This is a genomic window from Allobosea sp. (assembly GCF_017308075.1).
In the GTDB taxonomy this organism is placed as follows: domain Bacteria; phylum Pseudomonadota; class Alphaproteobacteria; order Rhizobiales; family Beijerinckiaceae; genus Allobosea.
In genome coordinates, this window is the sequence record NZ_JAFKFX010000049.1 from 35,935 (window position 1) to 53,718 (window position 17,784).

Genomic DNA, 17,784 nt, shown 5'->3' on the forward strand with positions numbered 1-17,784 from the left:
TCAGCCTAACCCTGAGCCCGGATTTTGGATGGGTTCAGCACGCGATGATGAGTAGACGCCCCGTCTGTCTTGCGCTGGTGGTCGCGCTTGCGGCGGCAAGTTGCGCGCCTCGCATCGTGGCGACGGAATTCGCGATCGAGAATGCCGGCCCCTATCAGCTCGCCAGCGGCGACCGGCTGCGCATCATCGTCTTCGGTCAGGACAATCTCTCCAATGTCTATGCCGTCGACGGCAGCGGCCGCATCTCGATGCCGCTGATCGGCGCGATCGACGTCAATGGCCGCACCACCGCCCAGCTCGAGCGGGCGATCGAGGCGCGTCTGCGCGCCGGCTATCTGCGCGAGCCCAGGGTCTCGGTCGAGGTCGACGCCTATCGTCCCTTCTTCGTGCTCGGCGAAGTCACGAATTCCGGCCAGTTCCCCTTCGTGAACGGCATGACGGTGCAGACCGCCGTCGCCATTGCCGGCGGCTTCACGCCGCGCGGCCAGCGCAACTTCGCAGAAGTCACCCGGATGATGGACGGGCAGCTCGTCACCGGCACGGTGCCGATCACCTATGCGGTGCGCCCCGGCGATACCATCGTGATCAAGGAACGCTGGTTCTAGTCCCGGCGCGGAGCCCATCGTCATGCCTGCCGCGACCGACGCCGGCCCCCTGAAGATCCTGCATGTCTTCCGCGCCCCGCTCGGCGGTCTGTTCCGACATGTGCTCGACCTCGCGCGCGGCCAGGCCGAACGCGGCCACGAGGTCGGCATCTTCTGCGATTCGACGACCGGAGGAGCCCGTGCCGACGAGGTCTTCGCCGAACTCGGGCCCAGGCTCTCGCTCGGCGTGACGCGCGTGCCGATGTCGCGCTATCCGAGCCTGACCGATGCCAGGGCGCAGATTTCGGCGATCGGGAGTCGGCGGCGAGCCGCACCGCAGGTCGTGCATGCGCACGGCTCGAAGGGCGGCGTCTATGCGCGGCTGCCGGCACTGCTTTCGCCCGGCCGCCGCTATATGACGGCCTATACGCCGCATGGCGGCAGCTTCAACTACAAGCCGGGCAGCACGGAACACCGCATCTATATGGGCGTCGAGCGCCTGCTCGAACCGGCGACCGACATGTTCCTGTTCGAGAGCGCCTTCATCGCTGGGCGTTTCCAGGCCTGTACCGGCCACCTGCCGCGCACCGACCATCGCATCGTCCTCAACGGTATCTCGGAGGCCGAATTTGCTCCGATCGATCACGCTTCGGCGACATTCGATCTCGTTTATCTCGGAGAGCTGCGCTCGGCCAAGGGCGTCGACACGCTGATCCAGTCGCTGGCGCTCCTGAAGACAAGCGGCGGGCTGAGCCCACGCGTCCTGATCGTCGGCTCCGGGCCGGACGAAGCCCTGCTCAAGCAGATGACGGTCGATAACGGCGTCGCCGAGCAATGCGTCTTCGAGCCGCCGGGACCGATCCGCGCCGCATTGGCCAAGGCCAGGGTCATGGCGATTCCCTCACGCGCCGAATCGCTGCCCTATGTGATTCTCGAGGCGGCGGCCGCGGCGCAGCCGCTGATCGCGACCGATGTCGGCGGCATCAAGGAAATCTATGGCCCGCGGCATGCGCCGCGGCTGATCCCACCCAATGATCCGACGATCCTCGCCGACGCGATCAGCAGGACGCTGGCCATGCCGGAGGCGGCACGCCGCGCCGAAGCCACCGACCTCGCGAACTATGTACGCGCGAATTTCTGCCTCGACACCATGATAGACGGTGTGCTCGACGCCTATCGCAGCACCCTCGCCAGGCGCTTCGGCTGAGCGTCAGCGGCCTTTCCGCGCAGGCCTCGAAAAGCGGTTCGACTTTCGCCAGTCCTGCGATATAGGCTGATTTCTCCCTCACTGCGGCGCGCCGGCGATGGCCTGCTTTCCGCCGCACGAGAACTGGTTCGGATGGCGCGATCATGTGGCGCGACGGACGCAAGTCGGCGCGCAATGCGCGGCTCGAACGCGAATGGACTCGGCTCTTCCGCTATGCCTGCGCTCTGACGCGGGATCGCGAACGGGCCGGCGACGCCGCCCAGGAGGCGGCGCTGCGCGTCCTCAGCGCGAAGAGCGAGCCCGCAGACGACGTCGCCTATCGGCGCTGGCTCTACTGCATCCTGCGCAACCTGCTGGTCGACCAGAGCCGGCGGCAAGCGCGCGAAGCAGGCAGCGAAGCGCCTGAACCGATCGACTGGCGTGTCGCCGAACGCGCGCTCAACGCCATCACGGTGCGGCAGGCGCTGGAGCAATTGCCGCTCGCGATGAAAGAGGTGGTAGTCTTGGTGGATCTCGATGGCTTCAGCTACGCGGAAGCGGCGGCGATCATCGGCGTGCCGACCGGCACGGTGATGAGCCGACTGGCTCGTGCCCGGGCCACCATGCTCGCCATCATCGGCGAAACCAATATCCGCATGCTGCCCCAGCGCCATGTCGCGGCGCGCTGAGATGCCCGGCCCGGCCGATTGGGAGCGGCTCAACGCCTTCGCCGATGGCGAACTGGCGGTCGGCGATCAGCGCGAGGTCGCGGCCCTGCTCGGCGCCTCGCCTCCGGCGGCGCAGGCCCTGCGCGGCATCATCGGGCTGAAGGAACAATTGCGGGCGCTGCCGACTGATGATGCACCGCCCTTCCCGCGGGCCAAGACGCCGCCGCAGCGACGCCACCGCAACCTCGCCGCCGCAGTGGCCCTGGCACTCGTCGCCAGCGCAGCCCTCTTCGCCCTCCGACCGACCGGAAACCCGCAGGAGGACCGCTTCCTGGCCGCATCGCTCGCCGCCCATGAGCGCCACGCCGACATCGTTCCGGTCGAGGGCGTGATGCAGGCTTCCTCCGACCCGATCGCGAGCGAACTGGCACGGCTCGGCCTAAGGCCGGCCTGGCGCAGCGCGGTCGCCGCAGGTGAGGAGCATGCCGGCTTCACCGGCGCGCGTGGCTGTCGCCTGAGCCTGCACGTCACGACGCAGCTTCAGCCCGAGCGCCCGCCGGGCGGCAGCGAGACACCGCATGCGCTCGCCCGCTGGAACGCCGACGGCAAGAGCTATCTCCTGATCGCGACGGGCATGCCGGCGGCGCGCTTCGCCATCATGGCCGGCTTCCTGAGGGACCTGACGGGACGCCCCGGCCCCGGTATCGAGCCGCTGCGCATCGCGCTGCGCCAGGACTGGAGCGCAGCGCCGTCCTGCCTTGCCTGAGGCAGTTTCACAAAAAGACGGGACAGCATGGAATGATTCCAGCCGCTCGAACGTCTCATCCTCCAGTGGCGCCTTTTGGTGATGCGCCTGAAGGAGGAAACTGATGGCGAAGGCTGAACGCTCCCTGGCCGAACTTTATCGCGACGATCCCGAGCGGGCCGATGCGCAGGCCTTCGGCCGGCGCACCGACGCCTCGCGCCGCGGCTTCCTGGGCGGTGCCGGCCTGGCGGCCATGGGTGCGGCCGTCGGCGGCGCGATCCCGTTCTCGGCCAATATGCCGGCCGGCCTGATCCCGGCCGCGATGGCGCAGGGCACCGCGGCTCCGGCCGGCGCTCCACCGTCCGCGGCGCCGAAGGGCCCGCAGATCCTCGACTTCCCGGGCAAGGCCAAGGGCCTCGTCGTGCTCGGCGACCGTCCGCTCGTCGCCGAAACGCCCGAGCACCTGCTCGACGACGACACCACGCCGACCGAGAAGTTCTACATCCGCAATAACGGCCAGACGCCGGAAGGCTTCGCCGAAGGCGATGCCTGGGAGTTCAGCATCGACGGCGAGGTCAACACCCCGCTCAAGATGAAGCTCGGCGAGCTCAAGCAGAAATTCGCCGCCAAGACCTACCGCATGGTGCTGGAATGCGGCGGCAATGGCCGCTCCTTCTTCCAGCCGACCGCCCGCGGCAACCAGTGGACCAATGGCGGCGCCGGCTGCGCCGAATGGACCGGTGCCTCGCTCGCAGAGGTCCTGAAGAGCGCCGGGCTGAAGTCGAGCGCGGTCCACACCGGAAATTACGGCGCCGACCAGCACCTTTCGGGCGATCCGAGCAAGGACGTGCTCTCGCGCGGCGTGCCGATCGAGGCGGCACTGGAGCAGCATGCGCTGCTGGTCTGGGCGATGAACGGCCAGCCGCTCAGCAACATCCATGGCGGGCCGCTGCGGGTCATCGTTCCCGGCTTCCCGGCCTCGGTCTCGCATAAATGGCTGAAGCGGATCGCAATCCGCGACAAGGTCCATGACGGCCAGGGCATGGGCGGAACCTCCTATTCGGTCGCGATCAAGCCGATGATCCCCGGCGGCAAGACCGACGAATCCAATATGCGCACCATGACCTCGATGCCGGTGCGCGGCATCATCACCAACCCGGCCAACGGCACGCGCCTTCCGGCCGGTACCCGCAAGCTCGCTTTGCGCGGCGCCGCCTGGGACGGGCATGACGGCGTCTCCCGCGTCGATGTCTCGATCGATTTCGGCGCGACCTGGCAGCAGGCCAAGGCGGCCGAGCCGCGCAACCGCTTCGACTGGCGCCGCTGGACGACCGAGGTCGAGCTGCCCTCCGACGGCTATTACGAGCTCTGGGTCAGGGCCACCGACGGCAAGGGCCGCGCCCAACCGCACATCGCCGGCGGCTGGAACCCGCAGGGCTACGGCGCCAACCCGATGCACCGGGTCGCGGTGCTGGTCGGATGAGCCTGATGAATGCGTATCTGCGCCGCGCCGGGCTCACGCTCGGCGCGGTCATGCTGCTCGGCGCCTCGCTGGCGCTGGCCCAGGCGCCCGCTCCCGCCGAGGAGACGCCCGAAATGTTCCCGGACGCGCCGCATCGCGAGGAAGCGTTCTACGCCTGCGTCGCCTGCCATAATTTCAAGCTGGTCGCGGCCCAGGGCATGACCCGCGACAAATGGAACGAGACGCTCGCCTGGATGGTCAGCAAGCACAATATGCAGCCCCTGGCCGACGAGGACCGCAAGAAGGTGCTCGACTATCTCGAGGCGAGCTTCCCTCCTAAGGCCCCCGCCCAGCGGGGCGGCTGGACGAACCCGTTCCTGCAGTGAGGGACGGGATCAGGCCAGCTTGAGCGCCGCCACCCCGGCGACCACCAGCGCGATGCCGAGCCAGCCGGCCGGGCGGATAGCCTGGCCGAAAGCGAGCGCACCGACCACGGCCGTCACCACCAGACCTGCGCCGCCCCAGGCGGCGTAGGCGACAGAGAGATCCATGCCGCGGATCGCCTGGGCCAGCGCCCCGAAGGCGCCGATGACCAGGATGACGCCAAGACCACCGATCAGGCGGCGCTTCAGCCCATCCGAGAGCTTGAGCAGGGCCGTGCCGAGAACCTCGAGCACGACTGCGAGCAGGAGCCAGAGCACGGCCAGCCCCTGCGGCGAAAAGAGGGCACTCATGCGAGCCTCCTCTTTTCCTCCTCTTCATGGCCGCCACCTTCATGGCCGACCCCGCGCTCGAGCAGCACGATGCCGCCGACGATCATGGCGAGCGCCGCGAGGCGCCCCGGCGTCAGATGCTCGGCGAACATGACATGGCCGATCACGGCGATGCCGACGATGCCGAGCCCCTCCCAGACCGCATAGGCGACCGCCATCGGGATGACGCGCAGCGCCAGGCTGAGGAGAGCGAAGGAAAGGCCGATCAGCACAAGCGGCAGAAAGGCCAGGAAGAGCGGCGCTGAAACGAAGACCTTCAGCGCCGACGTAGCGAGAATCTCGACGGCGACCGCCGCGAGCAGAACAATCCAGTGAAAAGACACAGGTCACACAATTGGCGCGGGCCCAAGGCGCCGGCGACGCGGGTGCGACGTCGACGGGGTGCGCATCGTTGGCGTTTTAAAGACGAAACAAGAGAGTATAAGGAACTCTTCGGTTCTCACCGAAGGTCAGCACAGCATCACGCCCATTTCCCGTTAGATCGGGGGCGGAAGCCAGAAAATATGTGCTTCTCAGTCGCTCATCGCAGCTCTGAATGCCTGAAATTGTGCTTTCTGTCAACGTTGACGCGACTTCCAGCGATCTCATGGGTGTTTTCACGGCTGTCCGGATACCATCGAAACACGGGCTATCACCCTGATGGCCCAAGCGAAAATCCAACTCCGCCGGAGCGTGTGCCGAACCTCGTGGCGGCAGGCCTCGCAGGTGCCGAAAACGCTCCCGCCTCCACTCAAATCGCTTCAGCTTTCGCAGCGGCGGGTTAAACCTTCCGAGAGCAATTTGCGCTAGTCGACTGCCGATGCCCGAGCCTTTGGCGCGAGCAGGCGGAGAGGATGGACGAGATGGGCGCTTTCGACGTTCGCGACCTGATCAAGGCGGATTCGGCCGGCCCCGCGCAGGACGGTTCGCCCGCTTCCGGCTCGACCCGCGCCTTCCACCCGCTGGCCGAGCGGATCGCCGCCATGCCGGTCAAACGCACGCTGTCGCCGGTGCTGATCGAGGGGCTCGTCCGGCTCGCCGACCTGCTCGTCGTCGCCGGCACGGGGGGCCTGATCTTCTGGCTCTATGCCGCCGGCCGCGTCGACAGCGCCCTGCCCTACCAGCTCAGCATCCCGCTGATGGCCATCGGCACTCTCGCCGTCTTCCAGGCGCTGCATCTCTATCATGTCGGCGCGCTGCGCAATTTCGTCAGCATGGCGGTGCGGGTGATCGCCGGCTGGACCATGCTGTTCCTGCTGGCGCTGGCGGTGTTCTTCTTCCTCAAGATCGGCGACCAGGTCTCGCGCGTCTGGCTGGCCGGCTTCTATGCCGGCGGCCTGGCGCTGCTGCTGGCCGAGCGGCTGGCGGCCTCGCTGATCGTGCTGCGCCTGACCCGTCTCGGCCGGCTGGAGCGGCGTACCGCGATCGTCGGCGGCGGCCCGGCCGGCGAGGAACTGATCAAGGCGCTCGAAGCCCAGCGCGACACCGGCCTGCGAGTCTGCGGCGTCTTCGACGACCGCAATGACGATCGCTCGCCCGATCTCGTCGCCGGCTATCCCAAGCTCGGTACCATCGACGACCTCGTCGAATTCGCTCGCCGCACCAAGCTCGACCTCGTGATCTTCACCCTGCCGATTTCGGCGGAGGCGCGGCTTTTGACCATGCTGCGCAAGCTCTGGGTGCTGCCGATCGACATCCGGCTCTCGGCCCATATGTCGAAGCTGCGCTTCCGGCCTCGCTCCTATTCCTATATCGGCGCCGTCCCGGTGCTCGACGTCTTCGACCGGCCGATCGCCGACTGGGACATCGTCGTCAAATGGCTGTTCGACAAGGTCGTCGGCATGCTCGCCCTGATCCTGCTCTCGCCGCTGATGCTGGCGACGGCCATCGCGGTCAAGCTCGACTCCAAGGGCCCGATCCTGTTCCGCCAGAAGCGCTACGGCTTCAACAACGAGCTGATCGAAGTGCTGAAATTCCGCTCGCTCTATCACGAGATGAGCGATTTCGCCGCCGCCAAGCAGGTCACCAAGGATGATCCGCGCGTCACCCGTGTCGGCCGCTTCATCCGCAAGACCTCGATCGACGAGCTGCCCCAGCTCTTCAACGTCGTGTTCAAGGGCAATCTCTCGCTGGTCGGCCCGCGCCCGCACGCCATCCACGCCACCGCCTCGAACCGCGCCTATGAGCAGGTGGTCGACGGCTATTTCGCCCGCCACAAGGTCAAGCCGGGGATCACCGGCTGGGCGCAGATCAATGGCTGGCGCGGCGAGACCGACACCGAGGACAAGATCCAGCGCCGCGTCGAGCACGACCTGTACTATATCGAGAACTGGTCGGTGCTGCTCGACCTCTACATCCTGATCAAGACGCCGCTCTCGCTGCTGACCAAGAACGAGAACGCCTATTGAGCGCGCTGGCGGAAAGCGGCGAGGCCGGAGGCCGCGGCCGAGGCGGGCTGCAGATTTCCTATGCCGCGATCAAGCGCAGCACGCTCTGGCTACTGACCGCCTCGAGTGGCTTTGCCCTGATCGAGCCCTCGCCCTACGAATTCGTCTTCCTGATCACGCTGTTCGTCTTCGCGCTGACGGGCATCCGCTTCTCGCAGAAGCTGCTGCCGCTGGCGTTGCTGCTGCTGCTCTACAATCTCGGCGGCGTCTTCTCGCTGTTGCCCTGGATGGACGAGGCTCCCTCCGTCCGCTTCACCGCCGTTTCGGTCTATCTGATGCTGACGGCGATCTTCTTCGCCGCGATCATGGCCGATGACCCGCTCGGGCGTCTCGACACGCTGCGCAAGGGCTATCTCTTCTCGGCCTGGTGCGCGGGCTTTGCCGGTCTGCTCGGCTATTTCGACATCGCCGGACTCGGCAGCGTGCTCGCGCTCTACGGCCGCGCCTCGGGCACCTTCAAGGACCCGAACGTGCTCGGTCCCTTCCTGGTGCTGCCGATAGTCTACACGCTGCATGCCGTGCTCACCGGGCGGATCGGCCTGATCAAGGGCTTCCTGCTGATGAGCGTGCCGCTGCTCGCGCTTTTCCTCAGCTTTTCGCGCGGCGCCTGGGCCAACCTCGTCGCCGCGACGATGATGATGACGGCGCTGACTTTCCTGACCTCGCCGAGCAGCACGCAACGCACGCGCATCGTCTTCCTGACCCTGGTCTCGCTGGTGCTCGTCATCGTCGCGATGCTGATCGCGTTGTCCTTCGAGAACATCCGCAGCGTCTTCGAGATCCGCGCCAGCCTCGACCAGGACTACGACCAGGGCGTCACCGGCCGCTTCGGCAACCAGCTGCGCTCGATCCCGCTATTGCTCGACCTGCCCAACGGCTTCGGCCCGCTGCGCTTCCGCTGGTATTTCCCGGAAGACCCGCACAATGTCTACATCAACGCCTTCGCCTCCTATGGCTGGCTCGGCGGCGTGTCGTTCCTGGCGCTGATGGCCGCGACCTGCCTCGCCGGCTGGCGTGTCGCCCTGCGCCGCTCGCCTTGGCAGGGCCATGCGATCGTGCTCTGGTCGGTGCTGTTCGTCACGATCCTGCAGGGCCTGCAGATCGACACCGATCACTGGCGCCATTTCTACCTGATGCTCGGCCTGGTCTGGGGCCTGGCGGTGCTCAGCCCGGCGACGCCGCCACGCGGGGACTAGATCGCCGCGCGTCCGATCGGACGCGAGATGGCGATCCAACCTTTTGTTCAAACGTCGGACCCGCGCGAAGAACGGGTTCCGCTTTCCGGCCCGATGCTCCGGCCTCAGCGCTCCTTGCGGACGACCACATAGGCATAGGTCGTCACGAACTCCCAGCCGGTCCTGGCCGCGAGCCGGTTGAAGAGGTCGTCGACCTGGCGCAGCCCCGGCATCCGCTCGAAATAGCCATGGCCCCAGAAGGGCTGGACATGGATATCGCTGAAGCCGGCGCGGTTCAGCATCGGCGCCAATCTGGAACGGCTGCCGCGGCACCAATCGTAGAAGGCCGGGAATTTCGGGTCGCCGCCACCGTCGCGCCTGGCCGGGAAAAGCGCGTGCACGATGGCGCGCGAGGCTTTCTCGGGCAGGACATGGTTGAGCGCGAAAACCGGCGCCCAGAGCGTCGGCACGAAGGCGAGGCCAATGCCGCCGGGCGCCAGCAGGGCGTGGATGTTGCGCCAGGCGCGCTCGACGTCGTCGACATGCTCGAAGACCATGCGCGAGACCATCATGTCATAGCTGCCGCGTGCGATGTCCGGCTCCGAAAGATCGCCGGCGATGTCGAAGCGGGCGGTTCGCAGGCCTTTCGGCGCCAGGGCGAGCTCGCCGGCATCAATGTCGTTGACCACCAAATCGAGGCCATAGCGCTGGGCTTCCTGCCGCGAGAACAGCGGATCACGCCCCCCACCGATCTCGCAGAGTCGCGCCAGGCCGAACTGGTGCGCCAGCGCCAGGATCGTCGCTTCATAGTGGTCCCAGGCCCAGCGCGAATGCCAGTCGGGAGCAAGCCCTGTGAAGAAGCTTTCGAGCGAGCCCCGGCCGGCCCCGGCCGCGGCACGCGCCGGATGCAGTCCGCGATCAGCCAGTGCCATCGACATGACGATGCCCTCGCATCTTCGGTTTCAAGGCCCGAACATGCGAGGACATCGGCGCGGGCGCAACCGGATGCTTAAGAAAAGGTAAAGATCCATGGTTAAGGAGCGGCGGCTCCCTGTGGAGACGCCGTGCCGTCCAGCCCTCTCCGCGCGCCTCAGGCTGCGAGCTTGACCTGATTGCGACCGGAGGCCTTCGCCGCGTACAGGGCCTCGTCCGCGCGGCGCAACAGCGCATTGAAATCCGCATCCTGCGTCCGGCAGACCGCCACGCCGACGGAGACGGTGACGGGCACGCTGAGCGCCCCGACGGCGAAGGGATCGAGCCGCACGGCAGCGCGAAGACGTTCGGCGGCGGCTTCGGCTTCGACCGAGCCAGCGCCCTCCAGCAGGACCACGAACTCCTCGCCCCCGGTCCTGGCGACCAGATCGCCATCGCGCAGCGCCGCCTTGAGCCGCCGGCCGACATGCCGGAGCGCGATGTCGCCGACCTCGTGTCCGTGCTGATCATTGACCGCCTTGAAGCGATCGATGTCGATCACCGCGATCGCGAATTCCTCCCGGCGGGCACGCGCTGTCTTGAAACGCTGCGCGCCGGCCTCCGAAAGTGTGCGCCGATTCGGAAGCCCGGTCAGATAGTCGGTCGACGCAGCGCGCTCCCATTGCCGGCGGATACGGTCCGAGCACATCAGCAGGAAGGCGGTGGTGCCGATCACCGGCAAGGTCGCCGCCAACATCGGCGTGGCGAGGTTCATCCAGCTCGCATTGTCGGCGATGCTGAAATCAGGACCGATTCTCAGCGTGACATAGTGGACCAGCCGCAGAGTCGTGAACAAAAAGACGCCCACGAAAATCCCGAGAAGCATGCGCCGGCTCAAGGCGTCGTCTCGACCGGCGCCCTGCCAGAGAATCAGGGCGCTCTTTCCCATCAGAGCCAGCCAGGCTGCGGAAATGATCACGATCCGGCTCTCGGTATCCGGCTGAAAGGCGGAAAACCAGAAGACCCCAAGCGTCCCCAGAGCCGCCGGAAGCCACAGCAGGGCGCGCGGCGCGCGCTCGTAGAAGGCGCAAAGCGCCCGATAATAGGCGGTCAGCCCGAGCAGGATCAGGGCGTTCGAGAGCGTCACGGTCAAGGTCAGCGGCAGGAGCGGCTGGACGGCGAACAGCGAGCAGCCGCAAGCGACGAGCAAGGTACCCGACTGCCAATTCCGCGCAGCCGGCCGCAGGGTAACCGGCAGATCGCCATGCATGAACCCCAGCACCGTGCCATTGGCCAGCATCATCAGGGAGGCCGCGATAAAAGCAGTACTGGAGTCCATGTCGAATATCGCTCCTGGACCGCGCTGTCCCGGGCCTCGTACGGCAGCGTCTTCCAACATCCCCTGTACCAAGCCATTCTTTCCGAGACCTTGCCGGCTCGCCTCGACATCTCGTCCTTCCCCTTGAGCAGATCGGCGGCAGAGAAGGCGACACGTCCGCATCCGCCGTCGCTTGCGGGAGAAACCCACCATGCCGCACCGGCGCGGCGCTTCGCCCCAGCGAAGATTTGCCTGCCATGCCCATCTGGTGCGTTGCATCGCGGCGGCAGCGCCTCTATAAGCCGACGCGTCGGAGCGTAGCGCAGCCCGGTTAGCGCACTTGTCTGGGGGACAAGGGGTCGGAGGTTCGAATCCTCTCGCTCCGACCATAAAACCAAAGAAAATCAACGACTTACTAGGGCCTCAAAACAAGGGGCCACGGTTCGTTTCTTCGTTTGGGTTCACCGCGGGTCACAGAATCACAAACTGCGAACCCTCAAAATTTCTACGGCCTCGGTGTGAACCATGTGGCCGTTCTCCCGAAAAATCGCTGACGATACAGAATCGAAGAGCCTCGCTGCGCTGCAGGAGTTCCTCGCCGCGGCCGGCGCCACGTCCTCGAAGATCGCTGTCACTCCGACGAAGGCGCTGGAATGCGTGCCGGTCCGCGCGGCAGTGCAGCTCCGATGCGAGACGCTATCGAGCCTGCCGCTGCGGCTGTATCGCCGGCTTGAGGATGGCGGGAAGGAAAAGGCCACTGATCACCCGCTCTATGGCCTCCTGCATGGCAGGGCGAACGGCTGGACCTCTTCCTCGGATTTTGTCTCGTCGCTGGAGCGAGACTCGCTTCTGACGGGTCACGGCTATGCGCTGGCGAACCGCGTTGGCGAGGGTCGACCTGCCGAGTTGATCCGGCTGGCGCCCGATAGGGTCAAGGTCGAGCTCGGCGACGGTGACGAGCCGACTTATGTCGTCAGCCTGAAGGGCGGCGGACAGCGCCCGTATCACTGGCGCGACGTGTTGCACGTCAGCAGCTTCGACGGGCTGTCAGCGGTGCGCCAGGCGCGCGAGGCGATCGGGATCTATTCGGCGCTCGAAGCCCACACCGGCCGGATCATGTCGAACGGCGGCAGGCCGAGCGGCATCCTGACCTCGCCGAAAAAGATCAGCGAACCGGTCCTGGCCCGGCTGAAGGAGAGTTGGAGCAAAGGACACGCCGGCGAGGCCAGCGGCAATACAGCGATCCTCGAAGATGGGATGGGCTTCTCGCCTCTCACCTTCAGCTCGGTCGATCTGCAGTTTGCCGAGCTTCGCGCCTACCAACTTGTCGAAATCGCCAGGGCGTTCGCGGTTCCTCCGGTCCTCATCGCCGATTTTTCGCGAGCGACGTGGGGCAATTTTGACGCGGCGGCGCAGGCCTATCTCTCGTTCTGCCTCTTGCCCCGCATTCGTTCGTGGTCCGGCGCCATTGCCCGGCTGCTGAGCCCTGACGAGCAGAAAGAGCTTGGCGCGGAGTTCGATACCAACGGCCTCGTTCAGGCCGATATCGCCAAGCGGTTCCAGGCCTACGCCAGCGCCATCAGCAGCCGGATTTTGAATCCGAACGAGGTCCGCGAGCTTGAGAACCGCGGCCCGTATGACGGCGGCAACGAGTACCTGAACCCCAACACCACCAGCGGCACGGCCGCCGCTCCCCAAAACCGGGGAGCGGCCGGAAGTCTTACCCCTCGGAATAGTTCGGAGGCTGCAGCGTGATCGAGCGCAAGTATGTCAGCGCGAAGATCGCGAGCGACGACGCCGGGGCTGTCTCAGGTATTGCGTGGCAGTTCGGCGTCGCCGATCGCGTGGGCGACATCATCGAGCCGGACGCCTTCAAGGGCTTCGACTTGCCGCTGCCGATGCTGTTCGCCCACGACATGAGCGATCCGGTCGGAACCTGGGACAGCGCCACGGTGAAGGCCGATGGCTTCCACGTCGCCGGCAAGATGCTGCTGGAAGACGTGCCCGGCGCCCGCCGTGCCCGCGCTCTGGTCCGGGCCGGCGCGGTCAAGGGCCTCTCGATCGGCTTCGCTGGAGCCAAGGGCAAGGCCCGCCCTGGCGGTGGCCGCGTCATCAAATCACTGGAGCTGATGGAAATCTCGCTCGTGACCGTGGGCATGCACCCCGGGGCGCGCATCACCTCCTCGAAATCCGTCGCTGACGCGCTCCGGCTCGCAGAGGCGATTCACCGCGCCACCGAGCGCCTGCGAGCCTGAAAGGGGACCGCACCATGCAGCATGTTTCCGCCCGCGCCCTGACCATGGGAGCCATCGAGGTGAAGGGGGACGACGACGATCCGATCGCCGCGGCCATCCAGAAGCTCGATACCCTGAGCACCACGGTCGACAACCGCCTCAAGGCCATCGAGGGCAAGTCCGCCGATCAGGATAAGATCGGCACGCGGCTCGACGCCCTCGAAGCCAAGGCCAATCGCCCGGCCGGCGGCGAGACGAAGGAAGAGGCGGCCGAGGTCGAGCGCAAGGCGCTGGCGATCTATGCCCGCTCCGGCTCGGATGTGGAAATGAAGGCGGCGGCCTCGGACAATGACCCGTCCGGCGGCTATCTGGTCCTGCCGCAGGTCGATACCTCGATCCGCGCGCTGATGACGGACCTGTCGCCCCTGCGCGGCCTGGCCGAGGTCGTCACGATCAGCTCGAGCTCCTATGAGCGCTTCTACAGCATGGGCCGCCGCGGCGCGCAGTGGGTGGCCGAGCGCGACGCCCGCCCGCAGGACACCGCCCGGCCGGAGCTGATCAAGCACAGCTATACCGTCTCGGAGCTGTACGCCGCGCCGGCCGCGACCCGCCACGTGCTGGACGACGCCAGTGTCGATATCGCCTCCTGGCTGATCAACAACGCCACCCACGACTTCGCGGAGACTGAGGGCGAAGCCTTCCTCGAAGGCGCCGGGCTGGACGGCACGCCGAAGGGCCTGCTGGCCTATCCCACGGCCAACACGAAGGACTTTACCCGCCCGTGGGGCACCTTCCAGTATGTGCCTGCCGGCCATGCCAGCGCCCCGACCGACGACAACCTGGCGAAGGCGCTGGTCGCGCTGATGATGACGCTGCGGGCGCCGTATCGCGGCAATGCCCGCTGGCTGATGAACCGCACCACGGCCATCCGCGTCCGCCAGCTTCAGGACACCGCCAAGCGCTTCCTTTGGGCTCCGACCGGCAACCTCGTCGAGGGCGAACAGGGCACGTTGCTCGGCTTCCCGGTCGCCTATGACGACAATCTCCCGGACATCGGAGCCGACGCCACGCCGATCGCCTTCGGTGATTTCCGGCAGGGCTACGTCATCGTCGACCGCCAGGGCATCCGCATCCACCGCGACGAGATCTCGGTGAAGGGCCGCGTGATCTTCGATGTCTACAAACGCGTGGGCGGCGGCGCCGGCGACTTCAACGCCCTGAAATTCCTCAAGATCGCGGCCGCGTAAGGAGGACAGTTCGATGCGTGACACCTATCACAGCAACAAGGCGGTGACGGCGCTGGCCCCCGCGGTCCAGTCCGACTCCGTCGACGGCGCCGCGATCGATATTCAGGGCTTCGACAGCGCCCTGATCGTCGTCAACACCGGCGCCATCGTTAGCGCCGGAGCCTTCGGCGCCAAGCTGCAGGAGTCGGACACGACCACCGGCGGCGACTTCACCGACGTGGCGGCGGCCGATCAGCTCGGCGCCTTCCCCACGGCGCTGGCGGCGAGCACCACCTATCGCGTCGGCTACATCGGCTCGAAGCGGAAACGCTACATCCGCGTCGTGCTGACCAAGGCCTCCGGTACCTCGATCGCGGCCGGCGCGGTGGCGATCCTGAGCAACGGCGAGCGCGAGCCGATCGCCTGATCCAAGTCTCTGAAATCGCTCGACGCAAAAATGCGTCGAGCACCTCCTCAGGATCAGGACCGGCACATGATCGAGATCATCACCCCCGCAGAGAGCACGCGCCTGACCACGCTCGATGCGGTCAAGGCGGATCTCGGCATCACCGGCAGCGCTTCCGACGATGCGCTCGGCACGCTGATCGACCAGTTCTCCGAAACGATCGCCGCATGGTGCGGTCGCACCTTCGGCCTCGCCACGGTGCGCGAGTCGCGCGACATCACCCGCCTCTGCGATCGCCGCGTGATCCTGCTGGAGCGCTGGCCCGTCGCCTCGGTCGATAGCGTCTCGGTCACAGGGATCGCGCTGGCGCCGGCGGATTATGTGCTGGACCCGGCGAAGGGAGAGCTTCGCTACCGGGCATCCGATGGGCGCCTCTGGCTCTGGCCCGTGGGTGACAGCGTGATCACCTATCGCACCGGCTACGCGCTTCCCGGTGAGACCGACCGCACCCTTCCGCATGACATCGAGCGGGCGTGCATCCTGATGGTCCGCAGCGCCTGGCACGGCATAGGCCGCAACCCCGCGCTGCGCAGCGAAGAGACCGCAGGCGTCGCCACCTTCACGTACTTCGCCGCCAACGGCGATGCGCTCTCGCTCGAGGCGCAGGCGCTGCTCTCGCCCTATCGCAGCATCAATGTGGGGTGAGCCCATGCGCCCCATCACCGCCTCCCTTGATCGCATGCTCGCCAGCCACGGCCAGAGCGCGACCCTGCGCCGGCGCATCGGCACCGGTATGACGTTCACCGAACTGACGATACGGCTGCGTCTGTCCGGCTATGCGACCACGGACCTCGTCGGCGGCATCAAGGTGACGGACTCGAAGTTCATCATGAGCCCGACGCCGATTGTGGCGGCTGGAGTGGCATGGCCCGGCGCTGCCGGCGGAACCGCTGACATCAGGATCGGCGATTTCCTCTTCGTCGAGAATCGCCAGCGCGCCGTCGTCCAGGTGGACAACATCCGCATCGGCGACGTGCTGGTGCGGATCGAAGGCCGGATTAGCGGGTAACGCGCCGTGCTGATGATCGATCCCCATACCAGGGCGCGACTGTTCGGCTCGCAATCCGCCTATCTGCTGCTGCGTGCCAAGCCCGTCACGCTGGCCGGGCATCGCGAGAAGCGCCGCAAGCGCAAGGGCGATCAGGTTTATCGGAGGAGACTCATCGATCAGACCGCTGTGATCATGCGGCGCGGCGAGCCCACCGATTTCGCCTTCGAAGGATTCATGCGTCACGGGCTTCGCTCTGGGCTCTGCCTGCGCGGCTGGTCATGGGCGGATGCGGACGACATGGCGGCGGACATCGTGCGCTCGGCTCTCAGCCAGATAGGCGCCAAACGGCCCACCTACCAGCAGGGGCAACCTGAGTGGGTCCAGGACGGCGTAATCACTTTCGAGCGTGAGCGCTGCATTCGATGCGGCTGGGCACTCCCAGAGGGCAATTGGAAATACTGCTCCGCGCGCTGCTCGTCGGCCCATCGCATGGACCTGCACCGTCGCTTCACCGTGGAGCAGTGGGAGGCCGTCAGCGATGATGCGCCTTGACGATCTGAAGGGAGATAGCTGCCTCTGGTGCGGCAAGGAAATCGACCTGTCGCGCCCCCATGCGATTAAGCGGATCTATTGCTGCCGCCGGTGCGTCGACACGCACGCCTCTCACCTCGACACGATTGCGCTGGAAGAGGCGAAGCGCGCGCAGAACCGCCGGTGTGCTCAGTGCGGCAGCGCAATCCCGGTCTCCAAGCAGACCGGCACGATCTATTGCTCGAGGTCGTGCGCACGCAAGGCGCGCCCCCGGCCTCCGCGCCCTCGCGTCATCGTCGCAGCGAAGTTCAACCGGCATTGCAGGCAGTGCCATGGCCCGATCGCGCCGGATAAGCGGCTCGATGCGCTTTACTGCTCCAGAGCCTGTACAGACCGGGCGCACCACAGACGCAGGCCCGCCGATCGCCGGTGGTTCCCTCTCGTCTGCGAGGCCTGCGGCACTTCGTCCTTCGGGTCTCACCCAAGACAGAGGTTTTGTGGCCTCGCCTGCTTTGCGAGCTTTGCGCGACGCCAAACGGAGAAGCGGCGTCCGGTTGACTGCATGATCTGCGGCACCACCTTCCGCCGCCGCTATCCATCGGACGCTAAAGTCACCTGTTCAGGGGCGTGCGCTGGAGCGCTTCGCTGGCAGGTCAGGCGCGCCGCCATCTCATGCGAGGCCATATCCTGATGCCCGTCCGTGCACCCCGTATCTGTAGCTGTGGCAAGGTCGTGCCGTCCGGCCAGCGCTGCGCCTGCCAGGTGGCCAAGGCCAAGGCCTATGACGCCAGCCGCGGCACCGCTGCTCAGCGCGGTTACAGCAGCTCGTGGCGCAAGGCCTCTGCTGCCTTCTTCGCCCTGCCGGGAAACGAGCGTTGTGCATGCGGCTGCGGTCGCATCGCGAACATGGTCGACCACATCCGCGCACCCAAGGGTGAGGTCGTGTCCCTGATGGTGGTGTAGCTTCGCGGAGCCACCACGATGCCGGCGTTGGCCGGGCGGGTCAGGCGGCCACGGCGGGCAGGCTGACGATGGGATCATCGCTGATCGGTGCGATGCTTTCCAGCGTGATGTAGCGGGCTCGCTG

Annotated in this window: 20 protein-coding genes and 1 tRNA gene; 17 read left to right on the forward strand and 4 right to left on the reverse strand. The window is 66.6% G+C overall.

The annotated features are described in order from the left end of the window. Positions 1-47 precede the first annotated feature (47 nt). From J0J10_RS24265 to J0J10_RS24290, 6 genes are all read left to right on the forward strand, one after another. Complete coding sequence (locus J0J10_RS24265; protein WP_291649882.1) at positions 48-605, forward strand: polysaccharide biosynthesis/export family protein; 558 nt, start codon at positions 48-50, stop codon at positions 603-605. 22 nt (positions 606-627) lie between these two features. Beyond that, positions 628-1,791 (forward strand): glycosyltransferase family 4 protein, encoded by a 1,164-nt coding sequence (locus tag J0J10_RS24270; RefSeq protein ID WP_291649885.1) that lies wholly within the window; start codon positions 628-630, stop codon positions 1,789-1,791. Between the two features lie 143 nt (positions 1,792-1,934). Next, a complete protein-coding gene (locus tag J0J10_RS24275; RefSeq protein ID WP_291649887.1) occupies positions 1,935-2,459 on the forward strand; it encodes an RNA polymerase sigma factor in 525 nt (174 codons plus the stop codon). Then, entirely contained in the window at positions 2,443-3,204 is a 762-nt protein-coding gene (locus J0J10_RS24280; protein WP_291649889.1) for an anti-sigma factor, read from the forward strand. The genes J0J10_RS24275 and J0J10_RS24280 overlap by 17 nt, the downstream gene beginning before the upstream one ends. A gap of 103 nt (positions 3,205-3,307) precedes the next feature. Then, positions 3,308-4,666 carry a sulfite oxidase gene (locus J0J10_RS24285; RefSeq protein ID WP_291649891.1) on the forward strand — a complete coding sequence of 453 codons (1,359 nt, stop codon included), beginning with the start codon at positions 3,308-3,310 and terminating at the stop codon, positions 4,664-4,666. Between the two features lie 5 nt (positions 4,667-4,671). Next, positions 4,672-5,031 carry a hypothetical protein gene (locus J0J10_RS24290; RefSeq protein WP_291649892.1) on the forward strand — a complete coding sequence of 120 codons (360 nt, stop codon included), beginning with the start codon at positions 4,672-4,674 and terminating at the stop codon, positions 5,029-5,031. 9 nt (positions 5,032-5,040) lie between these two features. On the opposite strand, the gene J0J10_RS24295 is transcribed toward J0J10_RS24290, so the two are convergent. Together J0J10_RS24295 and J0J10_RS24300 are read right to left on the reverse strand one after the other, a co-directional pair. After that, the gene (locus J0J10_RS24295; protein ID WP_291649895.1) at positions 5,041-5,379 is read right to left on the reverse strand and encodes an SMR family transporter; all 339 of its coding nucleotides are present in this window, start codon (positions 5,377-5,379) and stop codon (positions 5,041-5,043) included. Then, on the reverse strand, positions 5,376-5,741 hold the full coding sequence (locus J0J10_RS24300) for a DMT family transporter (RefSeq protein ID WP_291649897.1): 366 nt from the start codon (positions 5,739-5,741) through the stop codon (positions 5,376-5,378). Before J0J10_RS24300 ends, J0J10_RS24295 begins: the two co-directional genes overlap by 4 nt. 519 nt (positions 5,742-6,260) lie before the next feature. Between J0J10_RS24300 and J0J10_RS24305 the strand changes: the two genes are divergently transcribed. After that, a complete protein-coding gene (locus tag J0J10_RS24305; RefSeq protein ID WP_291636466.1) occupies positions 6,261-7,805 on the forward strand; it encodes an undecaprenyl-phosphate glucose phosphotransferase in 1,545 nt (514 codons plus the stop codon). Continuing rightward, positions 7,802-9,040, forward strand: coding sequence for an O-antigen ligase family protein (locus J0J10_RS24310; protein ID WP_291649899.1), 1,239 nt, complete (start codon positions 7,802-7,804; stop codon positions 9,038-9,040). The genes J0J10_RS24305 and J0J10_RS24310 overlap by 4 nt, the downstream gene beginning before the upstream one ends. A 104-nt stretch (positions 9,041-9,144) precedes the next feature. Here J0J10_RS24310 and J0J10_RS24315 read toward each other — a convergent pair whose 3' ends face one another. Together J0J10_RS24315 and J0J10_RS24320 are read right to left on the reverse strand one after the other, a co-directional pair. After that, positions 9,145-9,957 (reverse strand): class I SAM-dependent methyltransferase, encoded by an 813-nt coding sequence (locus tag J0J10_RS24315; RefSeq protein WP_291649900.1) that lies wholly within the window; start codon positions 9,955-9,957, stop codon positions 9,145-9,147. Positions 9,958-10,109: 152 nt separating this feature from the next. After that, a complete protein-coding gene (locus J0J10_RS24320; RefSeq protein WP_291649902.1) occupies positions 10,110-11,528 on the reverse strand; it encodes a GGDEF domain-containing protein in 1,419 nt (472 codons plus the stop codon). A 32-nt stretch (positions 11,529-11,560) separates the two neighbouring features. Between J0J10_RS24320 and J0J10_RS24325 the strand changes: the two genes are divergently transcribed. The 9 genes from J0J10_RS24325 (at position 11,561) to J0J10_RS24365 (ending at position 17,660) form a co-directional block, all read left to right on the forward strand. Then, positions 11,561-11,638: transfer RNA gene (locus tag J0J10_RS24325), tRNA-Pro, on the forward strand. A 136-nt stretch (positions 11,639-11,774) separates the two neighbouring features. After that, a complete protein-coding gene (locus tag J0J10_RS24330) occupies positions 11,775-13,004 on the forward strand; it encodes a phage portal protein (protein WP_291649904.1) in 1,230 nt (409 codons plus the stop codon). Beyond that, positions 13,001-13,504 (forward strand): HK97 family phage prohead protease, encoded by a 504-nt coding sequence (locus J0J10_RS24335; protein WP_291649907.1) that lies wholly within the window; start codon positions 13,001-13,003, stop codon positions 13,502-13,504. Before J0J10_RS24330 ends, J0J10_RS24335 begins: the two co-directional genes overlap by 4 nt. A gap of 14 nt (positions 13,505-13,518) precedes the next feature. Beyond that, positions 13,519-14,730 (forward strand): phage major capsid protein, encoded by a 1,212-nt coding sequence (locus J0J10_RS24340; RefSeq protein ID WP_291649909.1) that lies wholly within the window; start codon positions 13,519-13,521, stop codon positions 14,728-14,730. Positions 14,731-14,743: 13 nt separating this feature from the next. Further along, complete coding sequence (locus J0J10_RS24345; RefSeq protein ID WP_291649911.1) at positions 14,744-15,136, forward strand: hypothetical protein; 393 nt, start codon at positions 14,744-14,746, stop codon at positions 15,134-15,136. A 66-nt stretch (positions 15,137-15,202) separates the two neighbouring features. Then, positions 15,203-15,820 (forward strand): phage head-tail connector protein, encoded by a 618-nt coding sequence (locus J0J10_RS24350; protein WP_291649914.1) that lies wholly within the window; start codon positions 15,203-15,205, stop codon positions 15,818-15,820. 4 nt (positions 15,821-15,824) lie between these two features. Beyond that, entirely contained in the window at positions 15,825-16,184 is a 360-nt protein-coding gene (locus J0J10_RS24355; protein WP_291649916.1) for a hypothetical protein, read from the forward strand. A 6-nt stretch (positions 16,185-16,190) separates the two neighbouring features. After that, a complete protein-coding gene (locus tag J0J10_RS24360) occupies positions 16,191-16,718 on the forward strand; it encodes a hypothetical protein (protein WP_291649917.1) in 528 nt (175 codons plus the stop codon). A 741-nt stretch (positions 16,719-17,459) separates the two neighbouring features. Then, positions 17,460-17,660 carry a hypothetical protein gene (locus J0J10_RS24365; RefSeq protein ID WP_291649918.1) on the forward strand — a complete coding sequence of 67 codons (201 nt, stop codon included), beginning with the start codon at positions 17,460-17,462 and terminating at the stop codon, positions 17,658-17,660. Positions 17,661-17,784: the final 124 nt, after the last annotated feature.